Annotated in this window: 10 protein-coding genes; 8 read left to right on the forward strand and 2 right to left on the reverse strand. The window is 67.7% G+C overall.

Annotation, left to right across the window (positions count from 1 at the left end; all coding sequences use genetic code 11):
• Nucleotide 1: 1 nt before the first annotated feature.
• On the reverse strand, nt 2-1,405 hold the full coding sequence (locus RS883_RS07725; protein ID WP_315764533.1) for an exopolysaccharide biosynthesis polyprenyl glycosylphosphotransferase: 1,404 nt from the start codon (nt 1,403-1,405) through the stop codon (nt 2-4).
• A gap of 268 nt (nt 1,406-1,673) precedes the next feature.
• Between RS883_RS07725 and RS883_RS07730 the strand changes: the two genes are divergently transcribed.
• Entirely contained in the window at nt 1,674-3,053 is a 1,380-nt protein-coding gene (locus tag RS883_RS07730) for an O-antigen ligase family protein (protein ID WP_315764536.1), read from the forward strand.
• Here the strand turns inward: RS883_RS07730 and RS883_RS07735 are convergent.
• A complete protein-coding gene (locus RS883_RS07735; protein WP_315764539.1) occupies nt 3,043-4,953 on the reverse strand; it encodes an acyltransferase family protein in 1,911 nt (636 codons plus the stop codon). The two genes, RS883_RS07730 and RS883_RS07735, sit on opposite strands and share 11 nt — an antisense overlap.
• Nucleotides 4,954-5,086: 133 nt before the next feature.
• Between RS883_RS07735 and RS883_RS07740 the strand changes: the two genes are divergently transcribed.
• The 7 genes from RS883_RS07740 (at nt 5,087) to RS883_RS07770 (ending at nt 13,173) form a co-directional block, all read left to right on the forward strand.
• The gene (locus RS883_RS07740; protein WP_315764541.1) at nt 5,087-6,247 is read left to right on the forward strand and encodes a glycosyltransferase family 4 protein; all 1,161 of its coding nucleotides are present in this window, start codon (nt 5,087-5,089) and stop codon (nt 6,245-6,247) included.
• Nucleotides 6,244-7,239, forward strand: coding sequence for a glycosyltransferase (locus RS883_RS07745; RefSeq protein WP_315764543.1), 996 nt, complete (start codon nt 6,244-6,246; stop codon nt 7,237-7,239). Before RS883_RS07740 ends, RS883_RS07745 begins: the two co-directional genes overlap by 4 nt.
• The gene (locus RS883_RS07750; protein WP_315764546.1) at nt 7,236-8,576 is read left to right on the forward strand and encodes an oligosaccharide flippase family protein; all 1,341 of its coding nucleotides are present in this window, start codon (nt 7,236-7,238) and stop codon (nt 8,574-8,576) included. Before RS883_RS07745 ends, RS883_RS07750 begins: the two co-directional genes overlap by 4 nt.
• Complete coding sequence (locus RS883_RS07755; protein ID WP_315764548.1) at nt 8,573-9,742, forward strand: glycosyltransferase family 4 protein; 1,170 nt, start codon at nt 8,573-8,575, stop codon at nt 9,740-9,742. Before RS883_RS07750 ends, RS883_RS07755 begins: the two co-directional genes overlap by 4 nt.
• Nucleotides 9,739-10,857, forward strand: coding sequence for a glycosyltransferase (locus RS883_RS07760; protein WP_315764551.1), 1,119 nt, complete (start codon nt 9,739-9,741; stop codon nt 10,855-10,857). The genes RS883_RS07755 and RS883_RS07760 overlap by 4 nt, the downstream gene beginning before the upstream one ends.
• A 44-nt stretch (nt 10,858-10,901) precedes the next feature.
• The gene (locus tag RS883_RS07765) at nt 10,902-12,275 is read left to right on the forward strand and encodes an O-antigen ligase family protein (RefSeq protein ID WP_315764554.1); all 1,374 of its coding nucleotides are present in this window, start codon (nt 10,902-10,904) and stop codon (nt 12,273-12,275) included.
• Between the two features lie 76 nt (nt 12,276-12,351).
• Entirely contained in the window at nt 12,352-13,173 is an 822-nt protein-coding gene (locus RS883_RS07770) for a WecB/TagA/CpsF family glycosyltransferase (protein WP_315764557.1), read from the forward strand.
• Nucleotides 13,174-13,195 lie beyond the last annotated feature (22 nt).

The following is a 13,195-nucleotide window of genomic DNA, read 5'->3' on the forward strand; positions in this document are numbered from 1 at the left end:
CTCAGAACGCGTTCCGGTGGACCAGCACGCGGACGGTCTGGATGATGATGACGATGTCGCGCCAGATCGACCAGTCGTGCAGATATTCGAGATCGGCGTGCAGCCGATTGGTGAGGTCCGACGTCCGCTCGGTCGCCCCGCGAAAGCCGCGGATCTGCGCCAGGCCGGTCAGCCCCGGCTTGGCGGCGTGGCGATGCCAGTAACGCCGGTCGACTTCCCAGAACAGCTTGTTCTCCGCCCGTGATCCCAGCGCGTGCGGACGCGGTCCGACGATGCTCATGTCGCCGAGCAGGACGTTGAAGAGCTGCGGCAGCTCGTCGATGCTGGTGCTGCGGATGAATCGGCCGATCGGCGTGATCCGGTCGTCGCCGCGACTTGCCGACCGCACGCCGGCGCCGTCGCTGCCCTCGACGCGCATGCTGCGGAACTTGTACATCTGGAACAGGCGATTGCCCTGACCGATGCGGGTCTGGACGAACAGCACCGGCCCCTTGCTCGTCGCCTTGACGAGCAGCGCGACGATGGCGAGCAACGGCAACAGCCCGATCAGCGCCGGGAGCGACAGGCCGATGTCGAGCATCCGCTTGACCAGCGCGTCCGACTTGCTGAGCGGGCCATCGGCGACGACCAAGGTCGGCGTGCCCTGGTGATGGTCGAGCGCGAGCGGGGCAACCCCGCTCAGCTCGGGTGCGATCAGCTCGCTCCGGATATTGGCGCCCTTCAGCATCTCGACCCATCGTCCGCGGCGATCCGGCGGACAGGCGACGATGACACGATCGGCACTCTTCAACAGCATCGCGAGACGGTCGAACATCGTCGGGCAGTCCTGCTGCTCCGGATCGATCTCCGACCCGGCATGGATCACCGTCGAAAAGCCCCGCGGGTCGAACATATAGTCGCCGTCGACGATGATCGCGACGCAATAGGGATTGCCCGCAACGCTCAGATGCGCCCGGCGCAGGAAGACGTGGCGCAATACCGAAATGGAAAGGAGACTCAGCACCGAACCGCCGGCGAACACGACTCGGGAAATATCCTCGCTCGTCTTGAGGTAGAAGGCGAACAGCACGACCGTGCCGATCGACAGCAGCAGCGCCTGGATCGCGCGGACCATGCCGACGCTGGGCCGTACGATGACCTCGCTGGAATAGGCACGGGCCGTGAGGGCGAAGGCGCCATAGATCACCATCACCACGGTGGCGAACAGCAGCCACTGTCCACTGTCGGTGATCCGCGGGTAAAGCTGTGAGGTCGCAAGGAAACTGAAGAAGATGCAGATGAGGTCGATCGCAACGAGCGAGGCGTAGACGCGGGCACGCCATGCAGCGCGGTTGCTGAGGATCGACGCCGTGTCCGCACGCCCGGCGCGTTGAGTCGCCCGTAGAGAGTGCGCCTCGACGTTCATCAAATCCCCCTGACGCCCGCAGCCCCCACGGCACGCGCTGACAATCTGCAAATTGTTCGGCGTTCTGTTGCTCCGGGCTATAGACCCAAAGTGGTGCAACGCACAGTGCAAAGGTCGCACTAACTGTCCAAAAATGCGAAACGGCGCCTCCCGGTTCTATTTTCGAGTTGGTTGGTGCGGCGCAACAACATGGATGGTGGCAGCTTGCACGAGCGACCCGACACGTCCAGAGTCGGGCGATAGCGCGCATAAACGAGTTCGGTCAGCGATGGATCTTCAACGTCAACAGGGCTGGCTGGAGCAGCTTGGCCTCAATCAGCCCGGCGCCGGCCGGCGATCGGCATTTCGCGACACGCGCGCTGGGCTGCGGACGACCGCGCTGGCAGCGCTGATGATCCTGGTGATGCTGGGGCCGATCATGACCTTCGGCGGGTTCAGCCTGTCGGACGAAGGTGCGGTGGAGCGACAGTCCGGCTATCTGATGGTGCTTGGCCTCAGCATCTATGCCGCGCTGCCGAACGCGACGCGCGCAAGCTGGCTGTTCATGCCGATCGCCCTGCTGGCGGCGTTCGGTTGGTGCGCGATCAGCCTGTTCTGGGCAATCGACCCCGATACGGCGGTGCGCCGCCTGGTGCTGACGATGACGGTCGCGACCAGCGCCTTCGTCCTGGTGCGGCACAGCCGCTGCTCCAGCGTTCTCGACGTGCTGCGCTGGTCACTTTTTTGCGGCATCGCCGTCAGCTACCTCTTCGTGGCGATCGACCCGACCATCGGTCTCCACGAAGTGCGTTTCGACACGATGGGAAGCGGCCTGCCGGGCCAGTGGCGCGGCATCTTCGGCCACAAGAACTTTGCCGGCGCCGCGGCGGCATTGTGCATTATCCTGTTCCTGTTCGATGCGGCCAAGTACAAGCTGGCGATGCGGATCGGCGTGATCGTCGTCTGCGCCTACTTCGCGATCCGGTCCGAATCGAAGACGGCGATGGGCATGCTCGCGCTCGCGGTGCTCGGCGGGATCGTCTTCCAGCAGTTCAACAGCCGCCTGCGCGCGTTCCTGATCCCGGCGATCATCATCGTTGGCTCCACGATCTCGATCATCGGCGCGATGTATGCGCCAACGATCCAGCAGAACGTGCTCGATCCGAAGGCATTCACCGGGCGCGGACTGATCTGGTCGACGCTGCTCAACTATTGGAGCGATCACCCGATGGGCGCGGGGTTCGGCTCGTTCTGGAACATCGGTGGGTACAGCCCGATTTATCAGTACGGAAAGGGCTTCGTGACGACGATCACCGTTGGTCACTCTGGCTATCTCGATCAGCTGGTCGCGGTGGGGCTGATCGGGATGCTGCTGATGGTGGTGGCGACTATGGTCTGGCCGCTGATCGTGTTGCTGCGCAATCCCGACATGTCGCGTGGGCGGGCGGCGCTGTTCACCGCGCTGCTCGTCTTCTGCATTGGCCACAACGTTACCGAGACGAGCCTGTTCGAGCGTGACGCGATCGTCAGTACGATGCTGTTCCTGACCGTCGCGCTGATCGCCTATCACACGGGAACGCCGCGCCGCATCCAGCGGAGCGAGGGCAAGGACCGACGCAGCGCGGGTGACGACCTGCTGTCCCAGATGCGAAGCCGCGCTAGGGGTTGAGCCGGCCCTTTTCGACCAGCGCGCGGGCGATCTCGCGTGCGCCGGCGGGCGTCAGGTGCGAATGGTCGAAGTGGAAGGGCGAGCCGTCGGTCGTCAGCACCCGGCAGCGGCCGCCCGGACATTCGGCCGCGACCGCCGAGACGTAGGTGGCACCGGCCGCGGCGATCGGCGCCGCCATCTCGCGATCGAGCGCGATCCGCTTCGCCAGCCGATACCGTTCGGGTAGGCTCGGGTCGCTCGCCTCGCCGGCGCGGACGATCAGCAGCGGCAGGTCGGCGTCATATTCCACCGACGGTCCCAGCACGATGACCCTCGCGCCGCGCCCGCGCAGATAGCGGATCGTCTCGATCAGTGCCGGCATCTCGAAATCCAGCCAGCGGCCCGAAAGCACCACGGCCTGCGTCCGGGCGAAGTCGAGCCGCATTCCCGCCTCGATCGCGCGGCGGCAGCCGAGTACGCCCTTTCCGTGGAGGAGCGGGCGGCAACCGGCGGCGGTGACCTGGACAAGGTGGGTGGGGGCGATCGCCTCGCGCAGCGCAGCCGACAGGTGCGCACCGTGGCTGTCGCCGAGCAGGACGATGTTCGGCCGGTCGCTCGCCAACCGCAGACAGTTCAGGTCGTATGGCTTGCCCGTCGGTAGCGAAAAGCAGCGGTCGGTGTCGAACTGCGCGCGCCCGGCGGCGCTCGTATCAAAGCCGAGGTAAGAGGCGGCGCGCGCGAGTTGAGGGGGTAGGGGACGGATGGTGTCGGCGTAGGTCGCCAGCGCCAGTCCCGCTGCTACGGCGAACGCGATCCCGGCGGCCGCAAGCTTGTGCGGGCCCCAGCCATAGCCGCTGCGGAAGCGGCGGATCGCGGGTCGTTCGACCAGGCGATAGGAAAGCATCGCCGCGCCAAAGGACAGCGCGATCAGTGCCGCCGCATCGACCAGCCGCAGCGTCGAACCCGCATAATGCTGGTAGAACGCGATGATCGGGCGGTGCCAGAGATAGAGCGAATAGGAGATGAGGCCGATTGCCCGCATTGGCGCGAGCGACAGCAGCCGCGCGCTCGGCCCCGTCTCGCCATAGGCCAGCAGGACTGCCGTCGCGACCGCGGGCGGGATCGCCCAGGGCACCGGGAACGACCAGCCGCCGCTGATGACGACGCAGCTCGCGCCAAGCACTGCCAGCGCCGTGAGGCTCACCCAACCGCGCAGTCGCGCCGACGCGATCGCAGGAAAGGCGCCGAGCGCCACCAGCGCCCCCAGCGACAACTCCCACACGCGTGCTGGCAGGAGGAAGAACCCGGCCGATGGATCACGCGCTGCGAGCCACGCGCCGACGCCGAGCGAGACCACGGCCAGCCCGCCGAACACCATCGCCAGCCGCCGCCGTGACAGGCCGCGCAGCGCCATTAGCAAAAAGGGGTGGAGCAGATAGAATTGCTCCTCGACCGCGAGCGACCAGGTGTGGACCAGCGGCTTGGCATCCGAGCTTTGCGCGAAATAGTCCGCGGTGAGGTAGAAGTAGATATTGGAGCCGAACACGCTGGTCGCCGCGGCGCTGCGGCCCAGGTCACGGATCTGATTGGGAAGCAGGATCAGCGCGCCGGCGACCAGCGCCACCGCCATCATCGCGCCGAGTGCGGGCAGGATGCGAACGATCCGGTGGCGATAGAAGCGGGCGAGGTTGAAGCTGCCGTTGGCCAGGTCGCGCAGGATGATCCCGGTGATGAGATAGCCGGAGATGACGAAGAAGATGTCGACGCCGATGAACCCGCCGCGCAGCTTCGTCAGCCCGCAATGCAGCAGCAGGATCGGTACGATCGCGACCGCACGCAGCCCGTCGATGTCGCGGCGGTGCCGATGCGCGGCCGTGCCGGCACCCCCGCCCGTGTCGCCTCCACCGCTCGTCGCCAGCACAATGCCCCCTTGGCGCCGGGCTTACAGGCGCGTCGAGGACGGCGCCAGTCCCGGTGCCGCCCTCGACGCTCGCGGGTTCAGATGATAAGGGAGCGCCTGTGCTGCACTGCGGCACGGGGGCAAGGGGGCGAGCGTGACGAGGACCGGTCAGCCTGACGCGCCGCGTCCGCGCGTGCTTCAGGTCATCACCCATCTGGCGATGGGCGGGGCCGAGGGCGTGGCGATGAGCCTGATCGACCAGCTCCGCAAGGACTGCGACTTCACCCTGTTCGCGGTGCTGAATGACGGCGCGGGCGGCGCTGTCGGACAGGACATGCGCAAGCGGCTGGACGCCTGGCAGGTGCCGGTGCGCCATGGCTGTGCCGGCCGCTTCAAGTCGGGCGGCGTCGTGCTGGCCGCGCTGCGGCTCGCCCGGACGATCCGGAAGCGGCGGATCGACGTCGTCCACGTCCATACCGAGATTCCCGAGCTCACCCATGCCGTCGCCTGCACGCTGTCGGCAGGGGCGCGGCGGACGCCGCTGATTCGAACCGTTCACAATACCGAGCTCTGGATCGACTGGCATGCGATCGGGCGGCGGGTGACCCAGCGGCTTTCGCATGGCGAGGCGGTAGCGGTTTCGCGGAGCGCGGCGGAGGCAGATGCAGCGATCGCCACGCGAAGCGCGCGCCCGCCCGCACAGGTCGTCTATAACGGCGTTCACCCGCCGCCACGCCGCGACCGGAGCGGCGCCTCGCCCTTTCGCCTGTTGTTTGCCGGGCGGCTGGTGCATCAGAAGGGCGCCGACCTGCTTCCCGCCATCCTCGCCACCGCGCACGCGCGCACGGCTCGCCGCGATGTCGAGCTGACGATCGCGGGCACGGGCGTGATGCGGGACGAAGTCGAGCGCGGGCTCGTCGATGCGCTGTCCGGCTGGACGGTCCGGATCGTACCGCCGATCGAGCGGCTGGCTGAGGCGCTCTCGACCTATGACGCGGTGCTGCTGCCCTCGCGGTTCGAGGGGTTTGCGCTGCTCCCGCTCGAGGTGCTGATGGCGGGCGTGCCGCTGGTCACCACCGATGCGCCGGGCCTTAACGAGGCGATTGCGCCGGATTATCCCTTTCAGGCGCATGTCGACGATGTCGAGGCGATCGCCGCCAAGCTGGTGCGGGTGATCGAAGATCCCGCCGCGGCGCGGACGATCGCCGGCGCGGCCGGCGACGCGCTCGCCAAGCGCTTCGGGCCCGAGGCGATGGCGCGCGCCTATCTGCTGCGCTATCGCGCGCTGGCGGGGAACGGGGCAGGAGTCGGGTGAAGGTCGTCGTCGGGATCAAGGCGCTCAACGAGGAGCGGCACATCGCCGCCTCACTCGAAAGCGCGCTCGCCTCGGTCGCGCCGTTTGGCGGCGGCGTGGTGCTGGCCGATAGCGGGTCGAGCGATCGCACGATCGAGATCGCGCGCGGCTATCCGGGTGTCCGCATCCTCCAGCTCGCCAATCCGGCGGAGCGTGGGTGCGGGACGGGGGCGCAGCTCGCCTTCCAGTCGGTCGAGGCCGAGTATTTCTACCTGCTCGACGGCGACATGGTGCTCGATCCCGCCTTCCTCGCGGCAGGGATCGCGTTCCTTGACGCGCATCCCGACCATGCCGCAGTCGGCGGGGTCGTGCGCGAGGCCAATACCGACAGCATCGAGTTCGAGCTGCGCGCGCGCAACGACCGCATCAAGGGGAGCGCGGTGGCGGGCGAGGTCGACCGGCTCGATTGCGGCGGCCTCTACCGGGTCGCGGCGGTGCGCCAGGTCGGTTATTTCGCCGACCGCAATCTCCACGCGTTCGAGGAGTTTGAATTGGCCGCCCGGCTGCGCGCCCGCGGCTGGCGGCTGTCGCGGATCGACGTGCCCGCGGTCGAGCATCACGGCCATTCGACCGGCGGGTACAAGCTGATGCTCCGCCGGCTTCGTAGTGGCTATGCCGGCGGGCCGGGCGAGGTGATCCGCGCCGCGTGGGGCCATGCGCATTGGCCACAGGTGCTCCGCCACTTCGCGCAGCTTCGCTACAGCGTCGCGGTGGTCGGCTGGTGGAGCGTGCTGCTCCTCCTGCTCGCGCTCGGCCAATGGCTGGCGGCGGCGGTCCTGCTGGTGCTGCCGACCGCCTTCCTGTCGTGGCGGCGGCGGAGCGGGCGGCTGGGTCTCTATTCCTTCGTCACCTGGAACCTGATCGCGCTTGGCTTCCTCCAGGGGCTGTTCCGCCCCCGCCGCTCGCCTGCCGACCCGATCCGCGCACGGCAATTGTCGGGCGGAGGCGAATGAGCCGCAGCGGCGGTTTCACGTCGAAGTTCGTCTGGACCGCGGGCACCTTCGGCCTGTCGGCGGGGCTGCGCTTCGGCCTGAACGTCGCGCTGTCCTGGCTGCTCGCGCCCGAGATCATGGGCATCATGGTGATCGTCAACGCGGTGCGGCTGGGCGTCGACCTGCTCACCGATGTCGGCATCGAACAGAATATCGTCCATCACCCCGACGGCCTCGATCCGCATTTTCGCGACACCGCCTGGACGATGCAGGTGACGCGCGGGTTGATGCTGAGCTGCGTGTTCGTGCTCGCGGCGCCGTGGCTTGCCGACCTCTACCAGATCGACGTGCGCATCTTCCTGGTCGCGGCGCTGTCGCCCGTCCTCGCGGGCCTGCATTCGACGGCGATTTACGTCCTCGTCAAACGGCTCGAGGTGCCGCTGCGCAGCAGCTTCGAACTGGCGACCGAGTTCTTGGCGGTCGCCGTCACCGTCGCGCTCGCGCTATGGCTGCGGTCGGTCTGGGCGCCGGTGTTCGGTCTGGTGGCCGCGGTCGCGATGCGCTCGGCGCTGAGCTATGCACTGCCGGAGGCGAGGCAGCGGCTGCGGATCGACCGGGCGGTGGCGCTGCGCATCCTCCACTTCGGCAAGTGGATCGCGATCACCACCCTGGTGACGTATGCCGCGACCTATCTCGACCGCTTATATCTCGGCCGCGTCGCGCCCCTGGCGCTGGTCGGCATCTATGGCATCGCGCGGGCGGTCGCCGAGGTGCCGACGTCGATGGCGCGGCGGATGAGCTATCAGGTGGTGTTTCCGGCGCTCGCCGGCGCGACGGACGCAGACCGCGGCGATCGCCTGAAAGCCTTGGGCACGTCGCGGCTGTGGTTCACGCTGGCGCTGTGCATGGGGCTTGCCGCGACTTCGGCGCTTGGCGACGTGATCGTGCGGTTGATCTACGATCATCGCTACGAAGGAGCAGGCTGGATGCTGTCGATCCTGCTGATGGGCGGGGTGATGGCGGTGCTGTCCAACCTCAACGAGGCGCTGTTATTGAGCGCGGGGCGGCCGCATTACAGCACGATCGCCAACGTCACGCGGCTTGCCACGCTGGCGGTGCTGATGCCGTCGGGGTTCGCTTTTGCCGGAGTGCCCGGGGCGATCGTCGCGGTGGCGGCGACCGAGCTGCTGCAATATGGCTATATCGGCGTCGGGCTGACGCGCGTGCGGATGGCGTTCTGGCGTCAGGACGCGGCGGTGCTCGCGGCAAGCGCCGGGCTGTTCGCGGCGATCCTGGCGGTGCGCGCGGCGGCAGGCTGGGGGAGCCCGCTGGCGGCGATGGGGGAAGCGTTGCGATGAAGCGCCTGCTGATCGTCCAATATGCCGGCGACTATCGCGAGTCCGATCGTCTGCGCCGCGAAGAGGGCAAGGAGATCTATTACGGCCACGGCTATGTCCTCGACCAGCTCGAGGCGGTCGCGGCGACGGGTGTCGAGGTCGGCTTCCTCTGTTGCCTGGCGCCGAAATACGAGGAGCGTTTGCCGAACGGGATCGTTGCGATCGGCACCGCGACTAATCCTGATCGCAACCCGCGCCCGGTGATCGAGGCGCTGGCGAAGTTCAGGCCGACGCACCTGTGGATCCAGGGGCCGATGCCGTCGCTGATTCGCTGGGGGCTCAAGCATTCGGGCGCGGCGGAGATGGCGGTGGTGCTCGCCGACAGCTTTGCCAACCGCTTCTATCGCTGGCTGCGTTTCGACAAGCTGCCGCCGATGCTTCGCGATCCGCGCGTGACGCTGATCGCCAACCACGGCGCGAATGCGGCCAGAGCGCTGGTCGAGCTCGGCGTCGATGCGGGTCGCGTGATCCCCTGGGACTATCCGCATGTCCGCACGCCGGACCAGTGGCCCGCCAAGGCGCGGGCGGAGGGGCCGCCGTTCGAGCTGCTCTATGTCGGGTCGGTGTCGAAGAAGAAGGGCGTCGGCGATCTGATCGACGCCGTGGCCCGGTTGGTGCCCGCGCTCGACCTTCGGCTGACGGTCGCCGGGGTGGGCAAGATCGAGATGTTCGAGAAGCTGGCCGCTCGGCGGGGCATTGCCGATCGCGTGCGGTTTCTGGGTCTTGTGCCGAACAACGAAATTCCGGCGATGATGCATCGCGCCGCCGCTGTCGTGGTTCCCAGCCGGCATAGCTTCCCCGAGGGCCTGCCGCTGACGCTCTACGAGGCGCTGTCATCGCGAACCCCCGTGATCGCTTCGGATCACCCGATGTTCGGCGGGCACCTGGTGGACGGCGAGAGCGCGATGATCTTCCCGGCGGGCAATGCGGGCGCGCTGGCAGCGGCGATCGAGGATGTGCTGACCCGACCTGACCTCTACGAGCGATTGTCGGCGGGGGCGCCGGAGGCGTGGGCGCGGATGCAGAACCCGGTCAAATGGGGCGAGATGGTCGCGCGCTGGGTCCGCGGCGAGCCTGCCGACCGCGATTGGCTGGCGGCGCACAGCGTCGCGCATCTGCCGCGATGAAGGGATCCGTACAGTTCGCGATGACGCACTCCGCGATCGGGGGGCTGCGCGAAATCTGGAACGACGTTGCGGCGGGTCTCGCCGCGCGGGGTCATGCGACCGGACGCTTCGTCCTCTACCCGCCCGAGCGGCTCGAGGACGCGGTGGGCGGCGAGGATTGGCACCATGTCGTCGCCGAACGCCCCCGCTCGCCGCTGGCGGCGGTGCGGATGCTCGCCGCGCTGGTCCGCTATCTGCGGCGCGAGCGACCGGCGGTGGTCGTGACGGCGATGCCGACGGCCAACGTCATCCTGCCGGTCGCGGCTTTGCTGGCGCGAACCGGCACGCGGGTGATCGTCACTCATCACTCGCCGACCGACACGCATTCGCGGAAGCTCGACGCGCTCGATAGCCGAACCGGCTGCCTGCCAAGCGTGGCCGCGGTGGTCAGCGTCTCCGACGCCGTCGCCGCGACGCTGGCGCACAAGCCCGCCGGCTATCGCGCCAAGCGGCTGACGATCCACAATGCGCTGCCGGAACGGGTCGAGGCGCTGCTTGATGGTCTCGCCCGACCGCCGCGAGCCGAAGCCGATCCGGCCCGGGTCGTCGCGCTGGGTCGGCTGACACGGCAGAAGAACTATCCGATGCTGCTCGACGCGGTCGCGCGGACCAAGCGGACGGTGCTGACGATCGTCGGCGGCGGCGAGGACGAAGCGGCCCTGCGCGATCAGGTCGCGCGGCTGAACATCGGCGACCGCGTCGTCTTCGCCGGCGCCACGTCGCGGGAGGCGGCGCTGGAACACGCCGCCGCCGCCGACATCTTCGTTCAAGTCAGCCTTTACGAGGGGCACAGCCTAGCGTTGATCGAGGCGGCGCGGCTCGGCCTGCCGCTCATCGTCTCGGACGTGCCCGTCCAGATTGAGGGCGTGACGCTGCCGGGCGGTGAGCCGGCGGGCGCCGTCGTTCCGCTCGGCGATATCGACGCGCTCGCGCGGGCGATCCAGTCGCTTGCCGACGATGGCGAGGCCCGGCGCCGTGGCTCGGCGCTGGCCCGCGAGCTGGCGCTCGGTTGCTCGAACCGGCGGATGATCGACGCCTATGAAAAGGTGCTGGCGCGCGCCGGCGCCGCTATTTAGACCGGCTGCATGCGCACGATCCCGGCACTGGCGAGCATCCACTGATGGCATCGCGCGCCTATCGCCGACCATATCGTGCATCTGCGGCCACGTACGATACCCGCCTCCGCAGGCGCCGGTGGATCGTCGCCAATCTCGCCTTCGCCGGTCTTCTCTTCATGATCCTGATCGGCACCGCGCCGCTTCAGGACTGGGTCATGGCCGGCCGATCGGGGCAGGGCGACATCGTCAACCAGGTCCTGATCATCGGCCTGTTCCTTTTTCTTTTCTTCGGCAACGGGTCGCGCATCTACCTGCGCCAGCTGATGCCGCTGCCGCTCGGTATCGTCATCCTGCTGGCCTATTGCGCGCTCTCGCTGACCTGGGCGGTGGCGCCGTGGATCTCGCTGCGACGCTGGGTTCAGACGGTGATCATCTTCTGGATGACGTTCCGGTGCGTCCGCGATCTCGGCTACGATCGGACGGTGAAGATCGTACGCTACGGTCTGATCCTGCTGCTGGTGGGCAATTACCTAGCCGTGTTTGGGACCGACTTCGGCATCCACACCGCGTTGCCGGGAGATGAGTCCACCGTCGTCGGGAACTGGCGCGGGCTGATGCCGCACAAGAACATCGCTGGCGCCGCCTGCGGTTTCACGATCCTTTTCCTCGTGTTCGATCGTCGCGACGTGCCGCGCTGGATCGCGTGGCCGACGATCGCCGCATCGCTCGTCTTCTTGAACTTCGCCGAATCGCGGACATCGGAAATGATCCTGATCGTCGCGCTGGGCGCGGGCTGGCTGAGCCGCCTTTACAGCGCTGATTATCGAACGGTGATCGGCTTCTTCGCCCTGCTCTGCACGCTGTTCGCGTTGCAGGTCGCGTCGCTCTATTCCGGGACGCTTCGCGAGGTGTTCAACGATCCGTCGGCGCTGACCGGACGCGGGTCGATCTGGCCGCTGCTGATCGAATATGCGCAGGCGCATCCGTTGACCGGTGCTGGGTATAGCGGGTTCTGGCAAGTGGGCGACAATGGACCGATCTGGACGCTGACGGACAATTGGGTCGCGCGCTATGCCGGGCATGGCCACAATGGCTATCTCGACCTGCTGGTGACGCTGGGCATTCCTGGCCTTGTTCTGGGCGTGGTCTTTCTGGTGATCTGGCCGCTGACGCGCTTGTTGCTGAGCTTGTCCGTCGCCCCGCCTCAGCGGGCACTGCTGATCGCCACGATCGCCTTCGCCGCGGGGCACAACCTGACCGAATCGAGCCTGCTGACCGGGCCGGCGGTGGTCCAGCACTTCCTGACGATCGCCATCGCGTTGGTCTATGTGCTCTCGGAAGGCAGCGAGGGGCTGCATCATCGCCTGCGCGTCCGCGCGCTCCGCTCGCTGCGCCTGCGTTCGCCGGCCGCCAGTCGCCCGAGGATGAGGCGCTGACCGTGTCGTCACGAAACCGTATCGCGCCGGGCTTGGTCGGGCTTGGGGGTTGATGTTGACGACGATTGACGGGAGCATGGCGATCAAGGGGGTCATGCCGATGCAGCACGAAGATGGGGGAGGGGACGCGCGTGAGCCCGCCATCCCCACCGTGCGCATCGGCGGCATCCGCATCGCTCGCCTGACCCGCGACGGGCTAAGCCGGATCATGCAGCGCGACGTCGCCGATGCCCGTGCGGGCACGCGTCGACTGCCGCGGATCGTCACCAGCGCCAATGGCAGCGTCATCGCCGATTATCATGCCGATCCGGTCCAGCGCGCGCTGATCGACGCCGCCGACATCGTCGATGCCGACGGTATGCCGCTCGTCTTCGCCAGTCGTATCTTCTGCCGCGAGCCGCTGGCCGAGCGCACCGCGACGACCGATTTCCTCCTCGATGCGGCCGAGATGGCGGCGAAGGCGGGTATCCGCTTCTACTTCATCGGCGCGCGGCCGGGCGTGGCGGCACGCGCGGCAGAGCATCTGCGCAGCCGATACCCGGACCTTAAGGTCGCGGGCGTCCGCCACGGCTATTTTAAGCCCGATCAGGTGCCGGCGATCTGCGAGCAAATCGTCGCTTCGGGGGCGGACGTGCTGTGGGTAGGCATGGGCAGCCCGCTTCAGGAGCGGTTCGCGGTCGAGAACCGGGAGCGGTTGGCCGGGCTCGGCTGGATTCGCACCTGTGGCGGGCTGTTCGACCATTATGGCGGCGGCGTGTCGCGTGCGCCCGCCTGGATGCAGTCGATGGGGCTCGAATGGGCCTATCGCGCTGCACGCGAGCCGCTGCGGCTGGGGGTGCGCTATCTCACCTCCAGCCCGATCGCGATCTACCATCTCTTGACCAAGACGGGCGATTAGGTCAGTCGAACCGCCATCCTTC

It is taken from the genome of Sphingomonas sp. Y38-1Y (assembly GCF_032391395.1).
In the GTDB taxonomy this organism is placed as follows: Bacteria; Pseudomonadota; Alphaproteobacteria; order Sphingomonadales; family Sphingomonadaceae; genus Sphingomonas.

Bases quoted from the DNA above. Each gene is read 5' to 3' on its own strand.
- RS883_RS07725 (WP_315764533.1), bottom strand. From the start codon at position 1,405: ATGAACGTCGAGGCGCACTCTCTACGGGCGACTCAACGCGCCGGGCGT.
- RS883_RS07730 (WP_315764536.1), top strand. From the start codon at position 1,674: ATGGATCTTCAACGTCAACAGGGCTGGCTGGAGCAGCTTGGCCTCAAT.
- RS883_RS07765 (WP_315764554.1), top strand. From the start codon at position 10,902: ATGGCATCGCGCGCCTATCGCCGACCATATCGTGCATCTGCGGCCACG.
- RS883_RS07770 (WP_315764557.1), top strand. From the start codon at position 12,352: ATGGCGATCAAGGGGGTCATGCCGATGCAGCACGAAGATGGGGGAGGG.
- RS883_RS07750 (WP_315764546.1), top strand. From the start codon at position 7,236: ATGAGCCGCAGCGGCGGTTTCACGTCGAAGTTCGTCTGGACCGCGGGC.
- RS883_RS07755 (WP_315764548.1), top strand. From the start codon at position 8,573: ATGAAGCGCCTGCTGATCGTCCAATATGCCGGCGACTATCGCGAGTCC.
- RS883_RS07760 (WP_315764551.1), top strand. From the start codon at position 9,739: ATGAAGGGATCCGTACAGTTCGCGATGACGCACTCCGCGATCGGGGGG.